Below are 17,608 nucleotides of genomic sequence, written 5' to 3' on the forward strand. Positions count from 1 at the left end.
CTACATTCAACAAACCAAACCGCGCCGCGGTGTGTAACAAGGACTCCCGTGCGGCAACTGCGCAGGTGGATCGCTACCCAGCTTGAACAGCCACGCGCCCTGGCCCTGCGCCACAGGTACGCCAGGCCGCTTTCCTTTCTGCAGGCGCGGCTGTCGCCGGGGAGCTATCTGGGCTTGCAACTGACTTTAGGTGTTGCGGTATTGATGGGTGCCAGTTGGCTTTTTGGCCGCATCGCTGAGGATGTGGTCACCGGGGACCCCTTGACTGTGCTCGACGTGCAATTTTCTCAGTGGCTCCACATCCGTGCAGACCCCACGCTGACCCGCATCATGCTGGCCGTTTCACACACGCATGACCCCTGGGTGTTGAGCGCGGTGGTATTGGGTCTCTCGCTTGTTCTGCTGTACCGGCGAAACTGGGTATGGCTGTTCAGCCTGTTGCTTGCCGTCCCCGGCGGCATGCTGCTCAACATCGTGCTGAAGCTGTCCTTTCAGCGGGCTCGGCCGACTTTCGATGAGCCTCTTCTCTCGCTGGTCACCTACAGCTTTCCCAGTGGACATGCGGTCGCTGCAACCGTGTTTTACGGCGTCATCGCCACCATGCTTGTCATACGGACCAGGGGTTGGCCGCTGCGTTTGTTCATTGTTGCTGTGGCGCTGACCATGATTGCACTGGTTGCATTCAGCCGCGTCTATCTGGGTGTGCACTACCTCAGTGACGTCCTCGGCGGCTTTGCGGTGGCTGTCGCCTGGCTAACCCTGTGCGTGGTTGGAATCCACACCTGGTTTCAGCACCGGCAGGCACGTCGGATGGCGCGTCAAGTGGCGGGGTAACCGGCGCCGGTCAGGGCCTCGACGAACGCAGAGCGATCCTCGTCGGATTCGATCTTCACCTTCCTCGCACCCAGGTCAATTTCGACCTTTGCATCGGGATCAACGAGTTTAACGGTTTGAGTGACCACACCGACACAGTGGCCGCAGCTCATGTCTTTAATTTCGAATTCAATCATTTGGGTTCTCCTGAAAAGACTGGAAGCCCTGAATTTAGACCTTGCCACAATGGCAAGGTCAATCTGCGTTGTGTGATGCCCCCATTTTGAAAGTGGAAATCGCAAGTAATCGCTTGACCTTACCATGGTGGCAAGCTTAAGAATGGAGGTATCGCCTGCCAAGGCAACACCGCCAGGGAGCAAACGTGGACACCATCGCAATGAATTCCGTCAGCCAAATAAACAACAGCAAACAGACCCAATGGGAACTCCCTATTGAAGGCATGACCTGCGCCTCGTGCGTGGGGCGGGTTCAGAAGGCGCTGGCCGCAGTGCCAGGCGTCAGCGAGGCCAACGTCAACCTCGCCACAGAAAGGGCCAGCATCACGGCCTCCCCTGCCGTGAGCTTTGAGGTACTTCGCGCGGCCGTTGAAAAAGCCGGCTACACCGCGCGTCCGGCGGCAAGCGGTGCGGACGGATCCGCGACTCCAGCACCTTCCAATCCGTGGTGGCCTGTAGCCGTTGGGGCGGTGTTATCCGTGCCGCTGATGATTCCCATGATCGCGGGCTTCTTCGGCGCGGACTGGATGTTGCCAGCCTGGGTTCAGCTGGCGCTGGCCACGCCGGTTCAGTTCTGGCTGGGCGCCCGCTTTTACAGCTCAGGCTGGAAGGCCGTCAAGGCGCGGGCCGGCAACATGGATTTGCTGGTGGCGCTGGGCACCTCGGCCGGTTACGGCTTGAGCGTGTACCTGATGCTGCGTCACGCCAATCACGGCATGCCACACCTCTACTTTGAAGCCTCGGCCGTCGTGATCACTTTGGTATTGCTGGGCAAGTGGCTGGAAACCAGAGCCAAACGCCAGACCACAGAGGCCATCCGGGCCCTGAATGCGCTTAAACCAGAAACCGCGCGACTGCGGCGCGATGGGAAGGACACAGAAGTTGCTGTGAGCCAGCTAATTCACGGCGACCTGGTGGTCATCAAACCCGGCGAGCGCGTGCCGGTGGACGGCGTGGTGATGGAGGGTGCCAGCCAGATTGATGAATCGTTGATCACCGGCGAAAGCCTGCCGGTCGCCAAGCATGAAGGCGACAAGGTCACCGGCGGTTCGGTCAACGCAGAAGGTTTGCTGGTGGTGAAAACCACCGCCATAGGCGCAGAGTCGACTCTGGCCCGTATCGTGCGGCTGGTGGAGTCGGCCCAAGCCAAAAAAGCGCCGATCCAGCGGCTGGTCGATAAGGTCAGTGAAGTGTTCGTGCCCGTGGTGATTGGCATTGCCCTTCTGACCGTACTGGGTTGGGGATTGGGTACAGGCAACTGGGAAACGGCCATTCTCAACGCCGTTGCGGTACTCGTCATTGCCTGTCCATGCGCCCTGGGCCTGGCCACGCCAACAGCCATCATGGCCGGGACCGGCGTCGCAGCGCGCCACGGCATTTTGATCAAGGACGCCGAGGCACTGGAAGTTGCGCACAAGGTGACGGTGGTTGCGTTTGACAAAACCGGCACGCTCACCGAAGGCAAGCCCGAGCTGGTGGCAGCTGAAGCCGTCAATGGCGACCGAGCTGCTTTTTTGGTGGCTGGCGCGTCCATCCAGGCCGGTAGCGAACACCCGCTGGCGCGCGCCGTGCTTGATGCTGCCCAACGTGACGGGCTGCAATTGATGCCGGCATCCGAAGTCCGCGCCATAGCAGGCCGGGGCATGGCTGCCGTGGTTGGGCAGCGTAAGTTGCGTCTGGGCAGTACACGGTTCATGCATGAGCTCAAAGTAGACCTGAGCGCCCTGCAGTCACAAGCAGACGAACTACAGGCGCAAGGCCGCACGGTTTCCTGGGTCGCCGATCTGACGGACCAACCTGCCTTGCTGGGGCTGCTGGCCTTTGGCGACACGATCAAGCCGACAGCCGCGCTGGCCGTTGCCAGACTGCGCGCACAGGGCGTGCGGTCGGTTCTGGTCACCGGTGACAACGCGGGCAGCGGGCAAGCGGTGGGCCAGCTGCTGGGCCTGGATGAGATCCGATCCGAAGTCTTGCCGGAAGACAAAGCCCGGATTGTGGGCGAACTCAAGGCGGCCGGTGCGACCGTGGCCATGGTGGGCGACGGCATCAACGACGCGCCGGCTTTGGCCGCGGCGGATGTGGGCATTGCGATGTCTACCGGCACGGACGTGGCCATGCACGCTGCAGGCGTCACGCTGATGCGCGGAAACCCCGCACTGGTCGCCGACGCCATTGATATTTCGCGTCGCACCTACGCCAAAATTCGCCAAAATTTGTTCTGGGCTTTTGTCTACAACGTGGTGGGCATCCCACTGGCAGCATTCGGCCTGCTCAATCCCATGATCGCGGGCGCGGCGATGGCACTCAGCAGTGTCAGCGTGGTGACCAACGCACTCATGCTGCGCCGCTGGAAAGGAAGCAACACATGACTGAAACCCTTAACGATGGAAGCTTCAACGACGGCCCTTTCAACATCGGTGAAGCCGCACGCCGCTCAGACGTGTCCGCCAAAATGGTGCGGCACTACGAGTCGCTGGGCCTGTTGCCCCAGGTTGGCCGTACCGATTCGGGTTACCGGCAGTACACAGGCAAAGAGGTGCATACCCTGCGCTTTATCAAGCGCTCGCGCGACCTGGGTTTCAGCATGGCCGAAATCGCCGACCTGCTCAAACTCTGGCAAAACCGGCGAAGATCCAGCGCAGACGTGCGGCGAATTGCGACCAGGCATGTGGACGATCTGAAAAGGCGCATGCAGGAAATGGAAGCCATGAAGCGCACGCTGGACCACCTGATCAAGGGCTGTCAGGGCGACCACCGACCCGATTGCCCGATTCTGGATGCGCTCGGCCACGAGGCCTGCGCCGGAAAACATTGAACTTTCGCCTGTTCAACTTGTCATTTCTCCATGCGCCATCTGCTTCTTGCCCTTCTCATTGCCCTGCTGCCCGTGCGCGGCTGGGTGGGCAATGCGATGGCGGTAGACATGGCCGCGCAGCGGGCGGCAGCCACGATTGCGCAACAGGCCATGCCGGCGGACTGCCCCATGCATGCTCAAGCCGCAGACCAGGATGGCAGCGCCAGCCAGCAGACCCCAGGCGATAAGGCTGCCGATCAAGGTAAGAGCGGCAAACTCTGCGCAGACTGCGATACCTGCCAGCTTTGCCTGGCCCTGGCATCGTTCACCTGGACCGATCTCCCGACCGGCTCCCATTCAGCGCATTCGGGTCCTGTTGGCACAGGTATCCGCTTTAGCAGCGCTGACAACGTTTTCAGCCTCAAACCACCTATTTCCTGATCTCCACGCCCGAAGTGCGTCTGCCGTGATTGGTAGACGCTTTTTAAAGCGGTGGCCGCTGCGCCGCCGTTCTTCTGGAGACAGGAATGAAGCTATTTTTTAGCGCACTGGCCCTGGCCGTCGCCTTGTCGGCGCAAGCCGGTCCCATGGGATTCAAGGACAGCACCATGGCCATGGGCGATTTCAGCCCCAACTGGCAGGAAGGCTGGCTCAACCATGCGGTGACACCGCGCGACGCTTTTGGCGCGGGCGGCGTCTATATGCGGTCTGACAGCAAACGTCTGACGCGCGAGTTTGCTGAGCTGAGCTACACCCGGCTGCTGCACCGCATCAACGGCGAACACTCGCAGGCCAACCTCTGGTTTATAGGCGGCGTGGGCCCGATACGCGGCAATGATTTTGCGGGCAGCAAAACCATGTTCGCGCCAGGCATCTCCGCCGACTACGAAACCACACGCGTGTATGTGTCGGGCACGGTGCGCCTGTACCGTGCGCCGGGTATCAAGCACGATTACGCGTCGGTGCGCACCGGCTTTTCGTTTTACGAAGTTGACTACGACGAGATCCAGCCCTGGTTCATCGTCGAAGCCCGGCGCATGCGCGGCCTGTCAGAAAAAACCGAAATCACGCCCATGCTGCGGCTGATTCATAAAAGCTATTTTGTGGAGCTTGGCATCAACAACATGAAGCAGGGCAGGTTTAACTTTATGTACATCTTTTGATCACCCCTGCACATAACCACGCCCTTCCCAACCTGTCATCCCGGGCGCGACCCGGGATCCATGCCGCATGAGCCACGACCGGGCCCGCGCAGCATGGATTGCGGATCGGGCCTGCCCCGGACTTGATCCGGCGTCCGCAATGACGCCTCAAAGGTTCACCGGCTTCTTACCAACAAAGGAATTCATCATGAAAACGCTCACTATCAAATTCATAGCTGCTTGCGCAGGTACTACCTTGGCTACAGCCATTTTTTCCTCCGCATTTGCCACAGAAACAATCAAAGCCACCGTCAACGGCATGGTGTGCGCGTTCTGCGCGCAAGGCATTGAAAAACGCCTGTCCGGCATGCCGGCAACCAAGGCCGTCCTGGTGGACCTGAAGAAGAAAATTGTGGTGGTTGAGGCCAAAGACGGCCAGACGCTGGACGGTAAAGCCATCAGCCACGAGATCAAGGAAGCCGGGTATGACGTGACCAAACTTGAAACGGTGGCGCAAACCGTGGCAGAGATCAAGGCGCAGATGAAAGTTAAAGGCAAATGACAGCGCCAGGCCCTGATCCAGCCGGCCAGGCATCCGTCTGGTCTTCCTGGGTCGCGTTGTTGGCCAGCTCGGGCACGCTGATCTGCTGCGCGCTGCCAGCCCTGCTGGTGGCCGTAGGCGCCGGTGCGGCCCTGTCCTCTCTGATCGCTGTTATGCCAGGGCTGGTCTGGATCAGTGAGTACAAGCTTGAGATTTTTGCCGCAGCGGGCGCAATGCTCGCACTCGGCGGTGCGCTGCAATGGAAAAACCGCTTTGCGCCCTGCCCGGTTGACCCTGCGCTGCGTCAGGCCTGTCTGAGCACTCGAAAAAACTCGGCACGGGTCTATACGGTCAGCGTCGTGCTCTACGCCATGGGCGGCTGGTTTGCCTTCGTTCAACCTTGGTTGCAAGAGGCATGACCCCTGCCACTGCTACTGAATATGTAGCAAACTATTGCCGTCAATAAAGGGCATGGTGCCAATTTTGTTAACAACTACCAGCGCGAGGCGGCCCCCGGCCCTGCGGCCCGTGCTATGGTTGCCACGATGAGCAAAACCATACGCTACACCCTGTGTTCCCTGCGCGATCTGGCGGTCTCGGTCGGGCCTTTTCTGGTGCTGGCCATTGGCCTGCTGCTGCTGGCGTATTGGTGGCTGGACCCCAACCCACCCAAACGCGTCACGCTGGCCACCGGCCCCGCCCAGAGCGCCTATGAAGAGTTTGGCAAACGGTACGCCAAGATCCTGGCAGAGGACGGCATCGAGGTCACCCTCCTGCCCTCACAGGGTTCAGCGCACAACCTGCAACTACTGCGCGATGGCAAGGCCGACCTCGGCTTCGTCCAGGGTGGCACCGGCGACACAAAGCCCGAAGACGAAGAAAAGCTTGAATCGCTGGGCAGCCTGTTTGTAGAACCCGTGTGGCTGTTTTACCGCGAAGAAGCGGCGCGCAAAGCAGCGCCCGCCGGTGGCCTGAATTCTTTAACGCAGTTGCAGGGCTGGCGCATCAACATCGGCACAGCTGGAAGCGGCATCCCCAGCCTGATGAACAAGCTGCTCGAGAGCAACAAGGTCGACATCACCACGCTAAAAACTTCCGAGCTTGAACAAACGCCAGCCACCGTGGCTTTTCTGGAAGGCAAGATCGACGCGATTGTGTTTGCCTCCGCGCCCGAATCGCTGATGGTGCAAATGCTGCTGCAAACGCCGGGCGTCAAACTCATGGACTTCCCGCAAAGCGAAGCTTACTCGCGCCGCTTTGCCTTTCTGAGTCCTGCCCTGTTGCCGCGTGGCGTGGTCGATCTGGCGGCCAACATTCCGGCGCAGGACGTGCGCCTGGTCGCGCCCACCACTGCGCTCATCACCCGCCAAACCACTCACCCCGCTCTGCTTCAATTGTTTGTACAGGCGGGCAACCAGATTCACAGCAGCTCAGGCTGGTTCAAGCGCGCTCGTGAGTACCCCAATCTGGCGAACAACGAGTTGCCTATCTCTGCAGAAGCCGAACGCAGCATCAAAAACGACAAACCGTTTTTGCAACGCTACCTGCCGTTCTGGGTGGCCAATCTGGTCGAACGCATGTGGCTGGTGATGGGCATCATCATCGCCATCATGCTGCCGCTGTCACGCATCGTGCCGCCGCTGTACGAGTTTCGGGTGCGCTCCCGGATTTTCAAATGGTACGGCCAGCTGAGGGACATTGAAAACCGCATTGAGAGCACCGGCGACAACCAGGCATTGCTGGAGGAACTCAACGCCCTGGAAACCCGCGCAGAAAAGATCAGCGTACCCCTGTCGTACACCAATGAGTTGTATGCGCTGCGCAGCAACATTCACCTGGTGCGCAAGAAGCTGCAACGACTCTGACCCGGGGTTGCACGCGCAATCCCTCTCAAAAAATCAGATCCGCGTAGGAGTGCTTGATTCACGAATGTAGGACGACTTCCATTTTTCCAGATTTTTCACTTTTCCGTTCCAGGTCATCACGATGACGTAAAAATTTGTCTGAAAATATTGGCATGGCAAACGAAATTGTTAGACGCGCGTTGATCAGTGCAATTGAGAATGATCAACTCAATACCCAGCGCATTCGCTGGCGGTATGCGGCGCTGACTACAAGAATCAATGCCTATATGGACAAAACGGGCCCTGCGCCCACTGCGGAGGAATTCGAGCAGTGGAGAGCCGACGGGATGGAGCTATCGAGGCTTGCTTCTCTCACCCAGGGTGTCGAGGCCTCGGCAACAGAAAGCATGGATATGTCTGCAACCTTCGTCTGCGCGCAACCCATGCAGTCAGCCGCATGAAGTGAATAAGCGCCGGGCCTTGGCCTTTCGCCACAGCTTTTGCAGGCAGACCCAAGACGCACTTGCTGGTAGCTCCATACTCAAACGGCACTTCGGTGCGTCGCTACAGCAAGTAGGTACGCCATGTCTATCCAGCTGAACCACAGCATCGTTCACGCGCGTGATTCTCTGGCCTCGGCAACGTTTCTTGCCGGGATGTTGGGGCTGCCGGCGCCGGTTCGCTTCGGCCCCTTCCATGCAGTAGCACTGGACAACGGGGTCACGCTTGACTTCCTCACACACGATGGCGACATCACGGTGGAGCACTACGCCTTCCTGGTCAGCGAAGAAGAGTTCAATGCGATTTTGGGTCGGATTTGTGAACGCAAGCTCCCCTACTGGGCTGATCCGGGGCATCAACGAGCCAGCCAGGTCAACCACAACGACGGCGGGCGTGGCCTCTACTGGAGTGACCCGAACGGCCACTCCCTCGAGATCATCACCCGGCCATACGGCAGCGGCGCTTAGTCTGGTGCGGGCTGCTCCCCTACAAGCCGCCCCAACAATGCGCCGAGCCGCAAGTCGTCCAGGTGCCCGAAGTGGTTCAGACGGATGCGCCCTTCCCTGTCCAGAACGATAAGGCTGGGTGTGCCCCGCAACGCATAGGCCTGCATGGTCAGTGGCACTGACCCACGCTCTGCTGGCTGGTCAATCCCCATCGGAAATGACAAGCCGTACTCATGCGCAAACACATGCAGCGCCTCGGCGTTCATCACGGCGTGGTGTTCAAACACAGTGTGCAGACCAATGACGATCAGGTCCTCGGCAGGGAACGCGGCCTGAATGCGCTTGGCCTGCGGGATCCCCTGCGAGACGCAGCCCGGGCACAACATCTGAAAAGCATGCAACACCACCACGCGCCCGCGCAGGCCTTCCAGGCTAATGGGCTCTGGCGTGTTGAGCCATTGCCTGATCTGCAGCGCGGGCGCCAGTTCCCAAGTGGCGCTCATACTTACTGGTTCACTTTGCCGGGCAAAGACAAATCGCCCGAGCCGACTTTGAATACATTGGCGACGCACAGCAACGGGTTGTGAACGCTGGCGTTGACGCGCAGGGCAGCGGTCACACCGTCAAAACCGGCTGTGTTGACCGCGCCTATGTCATCAAAAGGCACACGCACTTCCAGCGTCTTTCCCTTGAAGATCGGGCTCCAGCCTGGGCTGTCGATGAGAATCGGAAGCCCGGGCCAGGTTTTGGGCAAACGTGGCTTGCTGCCTTCGGGAATGTCCACCACTTTCAACGCGCCCTTGCCGCAGGCGTCATCTGGCTGCAACACTACCCAGTGTGAGTGCCAGACATTGCCGTCGTTCTTTGGATCGCCGTCGCCGTTCTCATCGAACAAGGGCGTGTCGTCGAAATCCGGATGTGAAGTCACAGCAAAGGCAAGAATGCCGCTCTTGCCTTCAAATCCGACCACTGCCGGGTCCATGGTGGTTGGCCACACATAGGAGAAGACCTTGCTGCCCGCAAGCTTGCCGGTGCGCGCCAGTTTGCTCGCGCCCGCTTTGCCCGACACGGCGATATGGAAGACGGCGTTATTTCCCTCAGTGCTGATTTTGGTGTGCACGATGTCAAACGCGGCTGTCACCGACTTGGCGGGCTGGCTTTGAATGCCGCCCTTGTGTGCGTGACCGTGCGCAAAAGCGGGAGCAGCAGATGCCGAAATGGCAAGAGCCATTACGATGCAGAGGCGGGAGGGGTGGAATGTCATGGTGGTGTCCTTGAGGTGATAAACAAACAAAGCGCGCTTCCTTGCGCACCCAGGCAGTGTCGTGGGAGAATCCATACCAATTGACACATTTCATCCGTATAAACACCCAATTCGTCCAAATCAAATGCCGGACCACAGCGCGCCCGTCGACCGTTTGTCCTCCCTGCTTGAGCGCTTCAGGGTGCGGGCGCATCTGTTTCACACGGGGCCTTTGTGCGGCGTGAGTCACTTTGCGGCAGAACGAGGCCGCGGCTTTTTGCATGTGCTGCGGCGCGGCAGCATGGTGGTGACGCACAAGCCCAGGCACGGCGCGCCAACCAGGGTGGTGGTGAATGAACCCACGCTGCTGTTCTACCCGCGCCCACTCGCGCATAACTTTCACAATGCACCGCAGGATGGCTCGGACTTCGTATGCGCCACGCTCGATTTCGAAGGCGGCGCCAGTCATCCGCTCGCTTGCGCCTTGCCAGCTCTCATCGTGTTGCCCTTGCGCGAGGTTGACGGTCTGGATCACACGCTGGCCCTCCTTTTTTCTGAAACGGAGCGCTTGCGCTGTGGGCAGCGGCTGCTGGCCGATCGCATGTTTGAAGTGTTGCTGTTGCAACTGCTGCGCTGGCTGCTTGATCATCCTGAAAAGGCAGGCCTTCCCAAGGGGATGCTGACCGGCCTGGGCCACCCCCGCCTGGCCCGCGCGCTGGTGGCCGTGCACGAGCGCCCCGGTGACGCGTGGACACTGGAGTCCATGGCAGAGCAAGCGGGGATGTCACGCAGCACCTTCGCCGCGAGCTTCAAGGACCAGGTGGGTGAAACGCCTGCCGACTACTTGTTGCGCTGGCGGGTTTCGATTGCGCAAGCTCTGTTGCGCAGCGGGCAGTCCATCAAGGCCGTGGCCGAAACCCTGGGTTACGCCAGCGCCTCGTCGTTTTCACGGGCCTTCGCGCAAACCACGGGCATGCCGCCCCGTGACTGGATCAAGAAGCAAACTTAGGATGCGGTTGCTTGCACACTGACCGCCAGACGCTGCACTAGAAAATCAATCAGCACGCGCACACTCTGGGGCATATGGCGATTGGCCGGGTAGAGCAGGGAAAACGCGCGCACTGAGCCGCCAAAGTCCTGCATCACCTCCACCAGACTGCCTTGCATCAAATCTGGCTCCACCATGAAATGCGCCGTCTGCAGCAAGCCACCGCCATGGCGCGTCAGGGTGACGGGGCCCAGGATGTCCTCAGAGCACTGTATGCCGCCATGCGTGACCAGTTCCAGCTCGCGCCCCTGCTGGTGCAGCACCCATGGCACCCGCTGGCCTGTGCGCGGCAGCAGGAATTGAATGCAGTCATGCGCAGCCAGGTCCCCGGGTGCAAGAGGTGTGCCACGCCTGCGCAAATAATCTGGCGCCGCAACGACGACAAGCCTGGCGTCTTCCAGCTTGCGCGCAATCAATCCTGAGTCAGGCGGAATGCGACCGCGCACGGCAAGATCAAACCCCTCCGCCGCAAAGTCAATATTGCGGTTGCTGAGGTGCAGATCCAGCTGGACCGCCGGGTAGAGCTGACGAAATTCGGGCAGCAAGGGAAGAATGCGAAAGTGGCCGAAGGAAGTAGGCAAACTCATTCGCACAACACCGGTGGGCGACTTTTGCTTGCCTGATATTTCCCGCTCCGCTTCCACCAACTGACTGAGCGTCAGGCGGCACTGCTCAAAGTAGCTTCGCCCACTTTCGGTCAGGCGCACACGCCGCGTTGTGCGCGCAAAAAGCTGCACACCAAGACGCGCCTCCAGCCGGGAGATAGACCGGCTCACCGCAGCAGCAGTGAGTCCTGCGGAGGCAGCGGCAGCCGTAAAGCTTTCAAGCTCCGCTGAAAGGCAGAACAGCTCCAGGCTCCCCAGCATAAGGTCATCAAAATGACGGGCCATTCGTTCCTTCGTGTAATTACTGAAATGAATGATCTCATATTTATCGACGTGCAAGTAATCAATACACTGCCTCATCTCTTCCACCAACACTCAGGAGTTTTTCGATGAAACTGTATTTCGCACCCGGCGCCTGTTCCCTTGCGCCACACATCACCCTGCTTGAGAGCGGCAGCGCCTTCACCCTGGAAAAAGTCGACACCGCGCGACACTTGACCGCAGCAGGTGTGGATTACTACAGCATCAACCCCAAAGGGCAGGTCCCGTTTCTGGTCCTCGACGACGGCAGCACGCTCAGCGAGGGCCCGGTCATCTGCCAGTACATTGCCGACAAGGCCAGCAACACAAAGCTGATGCCGCCCGCCGGAAGCCTGGCGCGATACCGGGTCATGGAATGGCAAAACTACATCACGTCCGAGCTGCACAAATCGTTTGGCCCCTTGTTCAACGCAGCCTTCGACGCAGGCGCCAAAAAACTGCACGCTGCGCTGCTGCGCAAAAAGTTTGAATGGGTGGACAGCAAACTGGTTGGCAGCAGTTACCTCACTGGCGAGGAATTCACCGTCGCCGACGCCTACCTGTTCACCGTGGCAGGCTGGAGCAAATATGTCGCGCTGGATCTCTCGGATCTTGGCAACCTTCAGCGCTACCTCGCCCGCGTGGCCGCCCGGCCAGCAGTCAGCGATGCGTTGAAAGCCGAAGGCTTGCCCGCCTAAGCCAACAAAAAACAGACCCCCATGCCCTACATCCATATCCAGGTGACCCGCGAGGGGGTCACCCCCGCACAGAAGACAGAGCTCATTGCCGGCGCCACCGAACTGGTGGTGCGCGTCCTGGGCAAAGACCCAGCCACGACCTTTGTCGTGATCGAAGAAGTTGACACCGACAACTGGGGGGTGGCTGGTCAAAGTGTGACTGCGCTGCGCAGGCAGCAGCTGGCCGCTATGCCCATGGCAACTACGAAAGCATGAGATGAACCCAGTCAACAACAACGCCGCCCAAGCGGTGAGTCAAGTCCTCAAGAATTATTTCGAGGGCTTGTACCGCTGCGACACCCAACTGCTCAGGCAGGTCTTTCACCCTGCCGCGATTTACGCCTGCGCCACGGACGGGGAACTGCTCACCATGGGCATGGCCGAGTACTTTCCCATCGTGGATAAACGCGTCTCTCCCGCAAGCCGGGGAGATGCGCGGACAGATCGCATCGTGTCCATTGACTTCGTCGGCCCTGTCACTGCGCTTGCAAAGGTGCAGTGTTCAATCGTGCCCAAGCATTTCACGGACCTGCTGAGCATGGTGTTTGTTGAAAACCGCTGGCAAATCATTGCCAAGGTTTTTCACTATGAGCTTGAGCCCGCGCCCGGCAACGCCTAAAGTCCCAGCTTCTTCCAGCCGCTGTGACCCAGTTGCTCCAGGGTTTTGATGTTCTCTTCAAATATGGCTTCCGCTTCCGGGAAGGCCTCTACCGCACGCTCCACACTTTCCTCGCGCAGCAAATGCAGGATGGCAAAAGGTGCGCGGTTGGTGTAATTGCTGATGTCGTCGGGCTCGGTGCCATCAAACTGAAACTGCGGGTGGAAGCTGGCAAGTTGAATCACGCCTTCAAGCTCGTGTTCATCCACCACACCTTCAGCGATTTCAAGGAAATCATTGAAGTCCAGGAAATCGTCAAACAGCGTGGGGTGAATCAGCAGCGTGGTGTCGATCTCTTCGGCTGGTGTGGCCACCAGCAGATCGAGCTCCTTGTCGAGCTCTTCAAGCAAGTCGTCGGCGTGACGGGCGTGACTGACCACCAGGCGAACCTGGTTCTTCACGTACACCGCTTTGGCAAACGGGCAAAGGTTCAGGCCGATGACCGCTTTTTCCAGCCAGTGCTTTGTGGCATCCAGAACCGCCTGATCTGTCATCGCAACGGTGCTGATCAGTGCAATGCTTTGAAGCGCATGCGCTTGGGCTTGGCGCCCTCTTCACCCAGACGTTTCTTCTTGTCGGCTTCGTATTCCTGATAGTTGCCGTCGAAGAAGGTCCACTGGCTGTCGCCCTCGGCGGCAAGGATGTGCGTGGCAATCCGGTCCAGGAACCAGCGGTCATGGCTGATCACCATGATGGAGCCCGCAAACTCGAGCAGTGCATCCTCAAGCGAGCGCAGGGTTTCCACGTCCAGATCGTTCGACGGTTCATCGAGCATCAGCACGTTGCCGCCAGCAATCAAGGTCTTGGCCAGGTGCAGGCGACCGCGCTCACCGCCGGACAACATGCCCACGCGTTTTTGCTGGTCAGCGCCGTTGAAGTTGAAGCGGCCTGCATAAGCGCGGCTCGGCATGGTGAACTTGCCAACGGTCAGCAGATCGAGACCGCCGGAGATGTCTTCCCAGACGGTTTTTTCGTTGGCCAGATCGTCACGGTGCTGGTCCACAAAGGCCATGCGAACGGTTTTACCAATCGCTACTTCGCCGCTGTCGGGCTGCTCTTTGCCGGCAATCAATTTGAACAGCGTCGATTTACCGGCGCCGTTGGGGCCAATGATGCCGACGATGGCGCCCGCTGGCACCTTGAAACTCAGGTTGTCGATCAGCAGGCGGTCACCAAAGGATTTGCTGACGTTTTTGAACTCGATGACTTCATTACCCAGACGCTCGGCCACGGGGATAAAGATCTCCTGTGTTTCGTTGCGCTGCTGGTATTCAAAATCGGACAGTTCTTCAAAACGGGCCAAACGTGACTTGCTTTTGGCCTGACGCGCTTTCGGGTTCTGACGGGACCACTCCAGCTCTTTCTTCAATGCCTTGGCACGGGCTTCTTCGCCCTTTTGCTCCTGGGCCAGACGCTCGCCTTTTTGATCCAGCCAGGTGCTGTAGTTGCCCTTCCATGGAATGCCGCGACCACGGTCCAGCTCCAGAATCCACTCGGCGGCGTTGTCCAGGAAGTAGCGGTCATGGGTGATAGCGACCACGGTGCCGGGGTAGCGCTGCAAAAACTGCTCAAGCCAGTCCACTGATTCGGCGTCCAAATGGTTGGTCGGCTCGTCAAGTAGCAGCATGTCGGGCTTGGACAGCAGCAAACTGCAAAGGGCGACACGGCGCTTTTCACCGCCCGACAACACACCAACGACCGCATCCCACGGTGGCAGGCGCAGTGCGTCGGCAGCAATTTCCAGCTGGTGCTCCGAGTCGGTGCCCGATGTCGCGATGATGGCTTCCAGACGCGCCTGCTCGGCGGCCAACGCATCAAAGTCAGCATCGGGTTCGCCGTAGGCGGTGTACACGGCCTCCAGCTGCGCCTTGGCAGCAAACACCGCGCCCATGCCAGCCTCAACGCTTTCGCGCACGGTGTGCTCCGGATTGAGCTTGGGTTCCTGCGGCAGGTAGCCGATGTTGAGGCCTGGCATCGGGGTGGCTTCACCCTCGATCTCGTTGTCCAGGCCCGCCATGATCTTGAGCAGCGTGGACTTGCCGGAGCCGTTGGTACCCAGCACGCCGATCTTGGCGCCGGGGAAAAAGCTGAGGGACACGTCTTTGAGAATTTGACGCTTGGGCGGCACGATTTTGCCGACCTTGTTCATGGTGAATACGTACTGGGCCATCGAATAGTTTCTGATTGAAGGAGAAGGAAAAAGGGGTCCGCAGTTCTGCTGGAATTTGCGGCAAGCCCCTGATTATCGTTCCATGCGACAATACCCAGGTTGCCGGCTCCAGTTGCCTGCAACATTTAGGCACACCTTCGGTGACAGTTTGGGTGCCCAGCCTGACTTTTTTACCCGTCTGCCTTTCACTGGCGGAGGCCTTCACAAGCCCCCGACTGGCCGATCTTTAGCACCCAAAGCGGTGCACTACCAATGACTTTTGAAAATCTGAACTTGGCCCCGGCCATTCTTAAAGCCGTGCTTGAGCAAGGCTATGACACACCCACGCCCATCCAGGCCCAGGCGATTCCCGCTGTGCTTGCAGGTGGCGATCTGTTGGGCGGCGCCCAGACCGGCACCGGCAAAACTGCAGCCTTTGTGCTGCCCATGCTGCAGCGCCTGTCTTCCGAGCCGTCCCTCAAAAACAAGCGCGGCGTCAATGCCGTGCGTTGCCTGATCATGACCCCGACACGCGAACTCGCCGCCCAGGTCGAGGAAAGTGTGCGCCTGTACGGCAAGTACCTTGAACTCTCATCCATGGTCATGTTCGGCGGTGTCGGCATGGGCGCGCAGATCGAGAAACTGCGCCGCGGTGTTGACATTCTGGTGGCCACCCCAGGCCGTCTGCTGGACCACGCGAGCCAGGGCACGCTGGACCTGAGCCAGGTGCAAATCCTGGTGCTGGACGAAGCCGACCGCATGCTGGACATGGGTTTCATCCACGACATCAAGAAGGTACTGGCCCTGGTGCCCAAGCAGAAGCAGTCGCTATTGTTCAGCGCAACCTTCAGCGATGAAATTCGTGAACTGGCCAATGGCCTGTTGAAAAACCCGCAGAGCATTCAGGTCACGCCGCGCAACACCACGGTGCAGCGCATCACGCAGACCATTCACCCGGTCGGCCGTGGCAAGAAAAAAGCCCTGCTCACACACATCATCAACGAGCACAACTGGAGCCAGGTGCTGGTGTTCACACGCACCAAGTTCGGCGCCAACAATGTGGCTGAGCATTTGACCAAAAACGGCATCCCCGCGATGGCGCTGCATGGCAACAAGAGCCAGACCGCCCGCACGCAAGCGCTGCAAGACTTCAAAAGCGGCAGCATCCGTGCGCTGGTGGCCACTGACATTGCCGCCCGCGGCATTGACATTGACGAGCTGCCACACGTCGTCAATTACGAAATCCCGAACGTGAGCGAAGACTACGTTCACCGCATTGGCCGTACCGGCCGCGCCGGCAACAGCGGCGAGGCTGTGAGCCTGGTATGTCTGGACGAGGAAGGCTTCATGCAGGACATCGAGCGCTTCACCAAGCAAAACATTGAAAAAGTCATCGTCGCCGGCTTTGAAGCCGAGCCGGGCGAAAAAGCCGAGCCGCTGGCCATGGGTCGTCAGACGATCTGGGGCGGCTTGGGCAAACCGCCTGGCCGCGACGTGATGCAGGCAGCCGCCAAGGCGGCACGCAGCGAAATGATGACGCGTATCCGCGAAACCAAGCCGCAAGGCGGCCGTGGCGGCAACGCAGGCGGCGGCAATGGTGGCGGCGGCGGTGGCCGCAATGGCGGCGGTAACGGTGGTGGCCGTAGCCAGCCGCAAGGTGGCGGCCAGCCGCGTCAAAATTCCGGCTATTCACAAGGTGGCCAGCCTGCGCAACACCAGGCACGCAACCCGAACGCACAACCTCCCCGCCCACGCCACACGCAGGAGCGCGATGATGACGCCCAACCAACCAGCCATGTCTCCTCCGGCTTCCCATCTTCCGGCCAGCCCACGGGCGGCAACCGAGGCAACTACCGCGGAGGCGGCGGCGGTGGCCGTCCAGCCGGCGGCGGTGGCGGCGGACGCTCGGGTGGCTCTGGTGGCCGGAGCAACGGGTCTGGTCGGTCGGGAAATTCTGGCTCGTATACAGGCAGGTAAATCGTGGCGGACGGTTCACACCGTCGGCCGTCGCGCCCCGGGCTCATCACACCCCAAGCTGGTGGCCCATGTCACTGATTCGCTGAGCGGGTTTGTCCCGCCAGCGGTCAATGATGTTTTTATCGCGCTGGGCACCACCATCAAAACGGCAGGAAGCCAGCAGGCGTTTCGCGCTGTTGACTTTGATGCTGTGGTCGCGTTGGCGCAATCAGCTCGTGCTGCCGGTGCCACACGCATCGGCATTGTCAGCGCCATGGGTGCTGACGCCCGTTCAACCGTGTTTTACAACCGCGTCAAGGGCGAGATGGAAGAGGCGGTCGTCCAGATGGGTTACGAGGCGGTTATTTTTGCGCGACCATCGCTGCTTAAAGGCGACCGGGAAGCGCTTGCGCAATCCACACGCCCCGGTGAAAAGGCGGCGCTGGTGGCCATGACGCTGTTCAAACCATTGATTCCTGCCAACTACCGCGCGATTGCTGCGGCCGATGTGGCGAATGCGCTGGTCAGCGCGGTAGATTCCGGACCAACTGGCAACCACGTGCTGTTATCAGGTGCCATGCAGCCTGGGTGACTC

Annotated in this window: 22 protein-coding genes; 16 read left to right on the top strand and 6 right to left on the bottom strand. The window is 59.8% G+C overall.

Going from position 1 to position 17,608, the window contains the following annotated elements; translation table 11 throughout:
- The first annotated feature begins 48 nt into the window (after window positions 1-48).
- On the top strand, window positions 49-834 hold the full coding sequence (locus VE934_RS06725; RefSeq protein ID WP_324885630.1) for a phosphatase PAP2 family protein: 786 nt from the start codon (window positions 49-51) through the stop codon (window positions 832-834).
- On the opposite strand, the gene VE934_RS06730 is transcribed toward VE934_RS06725, so the two are convergent.
- Window positions 819-1,010: a heavy-metal-associated domain-containing protein gene (locus VE934_RS06730; RefSeq protein ID WP_324885632.1), complete on the bottom strand. Its 192-nt coding sequence runs from the start codon at window positions 1,008-1,010 to the stop codon at window positions 819-821. The two genes, VE934_RS06725 and VE934_RS06730, sit on opposite strands and share 16 nt — an antisense overlap.
- Before the next feature lie 200 nt (window positions 1,011-1,210).
- Between VE934_RS06730 and VE934_RS06735 the strand changes: the two genes are divergently transcribed.
- The 9 genes from VE934_RS06735 to VE934_RS06775 all read left to right on the top strand — a co-directional run bounded on the left by VE934_RS06735 (window position 1,211) and on the right by VE934_RS06775 (window position 8,338).
- Window positions 1,211-3,418, top strand: a complete 2,208-nt coding sequence (locus VE934_RS06735) for a heavy metal translocating P-type ATPase (RefSeq protein WP_324885634.1) — start codon at window positions 1,211-1,213, stop codon at window positions 3,416-3,418.
- Window positions 3,415-3,864: a Cu(I)-responsive transcriptional regulator gene (cueR, locus tag VE934_RS06740; RefSeq protein ID WP_324885636.1), complete on the top strand. Its 450-nt coding sequence runs from the start codon at window positions 3,415-3,417 to the stop codon at window positions 3,862-3,864. The genes VE934_RS06735 and cueR overlap by 4 nt, the downstream gene beginning before the upstream one ends.
- A gap of 30 nt (window positions 3,865-3,894) precedes the next feature.
- Entirely contained in the window at window positions 3,895-4,284 is a 390-nt protein-coding gene (locus VE934_RS06745; protein WP_324885638.1) for a hypothetical protein, read from the top strand.
- A gap of 86 nt (window positions 4,285-4,370) precedes the next feature.
- Window positions 4,371-5,006 (top strand): hypothetical protein, encoded by a 636-nt coding sequence (locus tag VE934_RS06750; protein ID WP_324885640.1) that lies wholly within the window; start codon window positions 4,371-4,373, stop codon window positions 5,004-5,006.
- A 187-nt stretch (window positions 5,007-5,193) separates the two neighbouring features.
- Window positions 5,194-5,547, top strand: coding sequence for a heavy metal-associated domain-containing protein (locus VE934_RS06755; protein ID WP_324885642.1), 354 nt, complete (start codon window positions 5,194-5,196; stop codon window positions 5,545-5,547).
- Window positions 5,544-5,945, top strand: coding sequence for a hypothetical protein (locus VE934_RS06760; RefSeq protein ID WP_324885644.1), 402 nt, complete (start codon window positions 5,544-5,546; stop codon window positions 5,943-5,945). The genes VE934_RS06755 and VE934_RS06760 overlap by 4 nt, the downstream gene beginning before the upstream one ends.
- A 126-nt stretch (window positions 5,946-6,071) precedes the next feature.
- Window positions 6,072-7,391 (top strand): TAXI family TRAP transporter solute-binding subunit, encoded by a 1,320-nt coding sequence (locus tag VE934_RS06765; protein WP_324885646.1) that lies wholly within the window; start codon window positions 6,072-6,074, stop codon window positions 7,389-7,391.
- Window positions 7,392-7,543: 152 nt separating this feature from the next.
- Window positions 7,544-7,831: a hypothetical protein gene (locus VE934_RS06770; RefSeq protein ID WP_324885648.1), complete on the top strand. Its 288-nt coding sequence runs from the start codon at window positions 7,544-7,546 to the stop codon at window positions 7,829-7,831.
- 123 nt (window positions 7,832-7,954) lie between these two features.
- Window positions 7,955-8,338 (top strand): VOC family protein, encoded by a 384-nt coding sequence (locus VE934_RS06775; RefSeq protein ID WP_324885650.1) that lies wholly within the window; start codon window positions 7,955-7,957, stop codon window positions 8,336-8,338.
- Here VE934_RS06775 and VE934_RS06780 read toward each other — a convergent pair.
- Both VE934_RS06780 and VE934_RS06785 read right to left on the bottom strand, forming a co-directional pair.
- On the bottom strand, window positions 8,335-8,820 hold the full coding sequence (locus VE934_RS06780; RefSeq protein WP_324885652.1) for a peroxiredoxin family protein: 486 nt from the start codon (window positions 8,818-8,820) through the stop codon (window positions 8,335-8,337). The genes VE934_RS06775 and VE934_RS06780 overlap by 4 nt on opposite strands.
- Window positions 8,821-8,822: 2 nt before the next feature.
- Window positions 8,823-9,581, bottom strand: a complete 759-nt coding sequence (locus VE934_RS06785) for a hypothetical protein (RefSeq protein WP_324885654.1) — start codon at window positions 9,579-9,581, stop codon at window positions 8,823-8,825.
- A gap of 124 nt (window positions 9,582-9,705) precedes the next feature.
- On the opposite strand from VE934_RS06785, the gene VE934_RS06790 reads away from it, so the two are divergent.
- Complete coding sequence (locus tag VE934_RS06790; RefSeq protein WP_324885656.1) at window positions 9,706-10,569, top strand: AraC family transcriptional regulator; 864 nt, start codon at window positions 9,706-9,708, stop codon at window positions 10,567-10,569.
- Here the strand turns inward: VE934_RS06790 and VE934_RS06795 are convergent.
- Window positions 10,566-11,498: a LysR family transcriptional regulator gene (locus VE934_RS06795; protein WP_324885658.1), complete on the bottom strand. Its 933-nt coding sequence runs from the start codon at window positions 11,496-11,498 to the stop codon at window positions 10,566-10,568. The two genes, VE934_RS06790 and VE934_RS06795, sit on opposite strands and share 4 nt — an antisense overlap.
- A 104-nt stretch (window positions 11,499-11,602) precedes the next feature.
- Between VE934_RS06795 and gstA the strand changes: the two genes are divergently transcribed.
- The 3 genes from gstA to VE934_RS06810 are packed head-to-tail and all read left to right on the top strand — an operon-like array spanning window position 11,603 to window position 12,869.
- Window positions 11,603-12,211 carry a glutathione transferase GstA gene (gene gstA, locus VE934_RS06800; RefSeq protein ID WP_324885660.1) on the top strand — a complete coding sequence of 203 codons (609 nt, stop codon included), beginning with the start codon at window positions 11,603-11,605 and terminating at the stop codon, window positions 12,209-12,211.
- A 21-nt stretch (window positions 12,212-12,232) separates the two neighbouring features.
- A complete protein-coding gene (locus VE934_RS06805; RefSeq protein ID WP_324885662.1) occupies window positions 12,233-12,466 on the top strand; it encodes a 4-oxalocrotonate tautomerase family protein in 234 nt (77 codons plus the stop codon).
- Between the two features lies 1 nt (window position 12,467).
- Complete coding sequence (locus VE934_RS06810) at window positions 12,468-12,869, top strand: nuclear transport factor 2 family protein (protein ID WP_324885664.1); 402 nt, start codon at window positions 12,468-12,470, stop codon at window positions 12,867-12,869.
- On the opposite strand, the gene VE934_RS06815 is transcribed toward VE934_RS06810, so the two are convergent.
- Together VE934_RS06815 and ettA are read right to left on the bottom strand one after the other, a co-directional pair.
- On the bottom strand, window positions 12,866-13,402 hold the full coding sequence (locus VE934_RS06815; RefSeq protein ID WP_324885666.1) for a DUF1415 domain-containing protein: 537 nt from the start codon (window positions 13,400-13,402) through the stop codon (window positions 12,866-12,868). The two genes, VE934_RS06810 and VE934_RS06815, sit on opposite strands and share 4 nt — an antisense overlap.
- Window positions 13,403-13,416: 14 nt before the next feature.
- Window positions 13,417-15,078 (bottom strand): energy-dependent translational throttle protein EttA, encoded by a 1,662-nt coding sequence (gene ettA, locus VE934_RS06820; RefSeq protein WP_324885668.1) that lies wholly within the window; start codon window positions 15,076-15,078, stop codon window positions 13,417-13,419.
- A gap of 252 nt (window positions 15,079-15,330) precedes the next feature.
- Here ettA and VE934_RS06825 point away from each other — a divergent pair, with 252 nt between their 5' ends.
- The gene (locus VE934_RS06825; RefSeq protein WP_324885670.1) at window positions 15,331-17,034 is read left to right on the top strand and encodes a DEAD/DEAH box helicase; all 1,704 of its coding nucleotides are present in this window, start codon (window positions 15,331-15,333) and stop codon (window positions 17,032-17,034) included.
- A 61-nt stretch (window positions 17,035-17,095) separates the two neighbouring features.
- The gene (locus tag VE934_RS06830) at window positions 17,096-17,605 is read left to right on the top strand and encodes an epimerase (RefSeq protein WP_324885672.1); all 510 of its coding nucleotides are present in this window, start codon (window positions 17,096-17,098) and stop codon (window positions 17,603-17,605) included.
- Window positions 17,606-17,608 lie beyond the last annotated feature (3 nt).

The organism is Polaromonas sp. (assembly GCF_035638815.1).
Lineage (GTDB): Bacteria > Pseudomonadota > Gammaproteobacteria > Burkholderiales > Burkholderiaceae_C > Polaromonas.

Bases quoted from the DNA above. Each gene is read 5' to 3' on its own strand.
- VE934_RS06730 (WP_324885632.1), bottom strand. From the start codon at position 1,010: ATGATTGAATTCGAAATTAAAGACATGAGCTGCGGCCACTGTGTCGGT.
- VE934_RS06735 (WP_324885634.1), top strand. From the start codon at position 1,211: ATGAATTCCGTCAGCCAAATAAACAACAGCAAACAGACCCAATGGGAA.
- cueR (WP_324885636.1), top strand. From the start codon at position 3,415: ATGACTGAAACCCTTAACGATGGAAGCTTCAACGACGGCCCTTTCAAC.
- VE934_RS06745 (WP_324885638.1), top strand. From the start codon at position 3,895: ATGCGCCATCTGCTTCTTGCCCTTCTCATTGCCCTGCTGCCCGTGCGC.
- VE934_RS06750 (WP_324885640.1), top strand. From the start codon at position 4,371: ATGAAGCTATTTTTTAGCGCACTGGCCCTGGCCGTCGCCTTGTCGGCG.
- VE934_RS06755 (WP_324885642.1), top strand. From the start codon at position 5,194: ATGAAAACGCTCACTATCAAATTCATAGCTGCTTGCGCAGGTACTACC.
- VE934_RS06760 (WP_324885644.1), top strand. From the start codon at position 5,544: ATGACAGCGCCAGGCCCTGATCCAGCCGGCCAGGCATCCGTCTGGTCT.
- VE934_RS06765 (WP_324885646.1), top strand. From the start codon at position 6,072: ATGAGCAAAACCATACGCTACACCCTGTGTTCCCTGCGCGATCTGGCG.
- VE934_RS06770 (WP_324885648.1), top strand. From the start codon at position 7,544: ATGGCAAACGAAATTGTTAGACGCGCGTTGATCAGTGCAATTGAGAAT.
- VE934_RS06775 (WP_324885650.1), top strand. From the start codon at position 7,955: ATGTCTATCCAGCTGAACCACAGCATCGTTCACGCGCGTGATTCTCTG.
- VE934_RS06780 (WP_324885652.1), bottom strand. From the start codon at position 8,820: ATGAGCGCCACTTGGGAACTGGCGCCCGCGCTGCAGATCAGGCAATGG.
- VE934_RS06785 (WP_324885654.1), bottom strand. From the start codon at position 9,581: ATGACATTCCACCCCTCCCGCCTCTGCATCGTAATGGCTCTTGCCATT.
- VE934_RS06790 (WP_324885656.1), top strand. From the start codon at position 9,706: ATGCCGGACCACAGCGCGCCCGTCGACCGTTTGTCCTCCCTGCTTGAG.
- VE934_RS06795 (WP_324885658.1), bottom strand. From the start codon at position 11,498: ATGGCCCGTCATTTTGATGACCTTATGCTGGGGAGCCTGGAGCTGTTC.
- gstA (WP_324885660.1), top strand. From the start codon at position 11,603: ATGAAACTGTATTTCGCACCCGGCGCCTGTTCCCTTGCGCCACACATC.
- VE934_RS06805 (WP_324885662.1), top strand. From the start codon at position 12,233: ATGCCCTACATCCATATCCAGGTGACCCGCGAGGGGGTCACCCCCGCA.
- VE934_RS06810 (WP_324885664.1), top strand. From the start codon at position 12,468: ATGAACCCAGTCAACAACAACGCCGCCCAAGCGGTGAGTCAAGTCCTC.
- VE934_RS06815 (WP_324885666.1), bottom strand. From the start codon at position 13,402: ATGACAGATCAGGCGGTTCTGGATGCCACAAAGCACTGGCTGGAAAAA.
- ettA (WP_324885668.1), bottom strand. From the start codon at position 15,078: ATGGCCCAGTACGTATTCACCATGAACAAGGTCGGCAAAATCGTGCCG.
- VE934_RS06825 (WP_324885670.1), top strand. From the start codon at position 15,331: ATGACTTTTGAAAATCTGAACTTGGCCCCGGCCATTCTTAAAGCCGTG.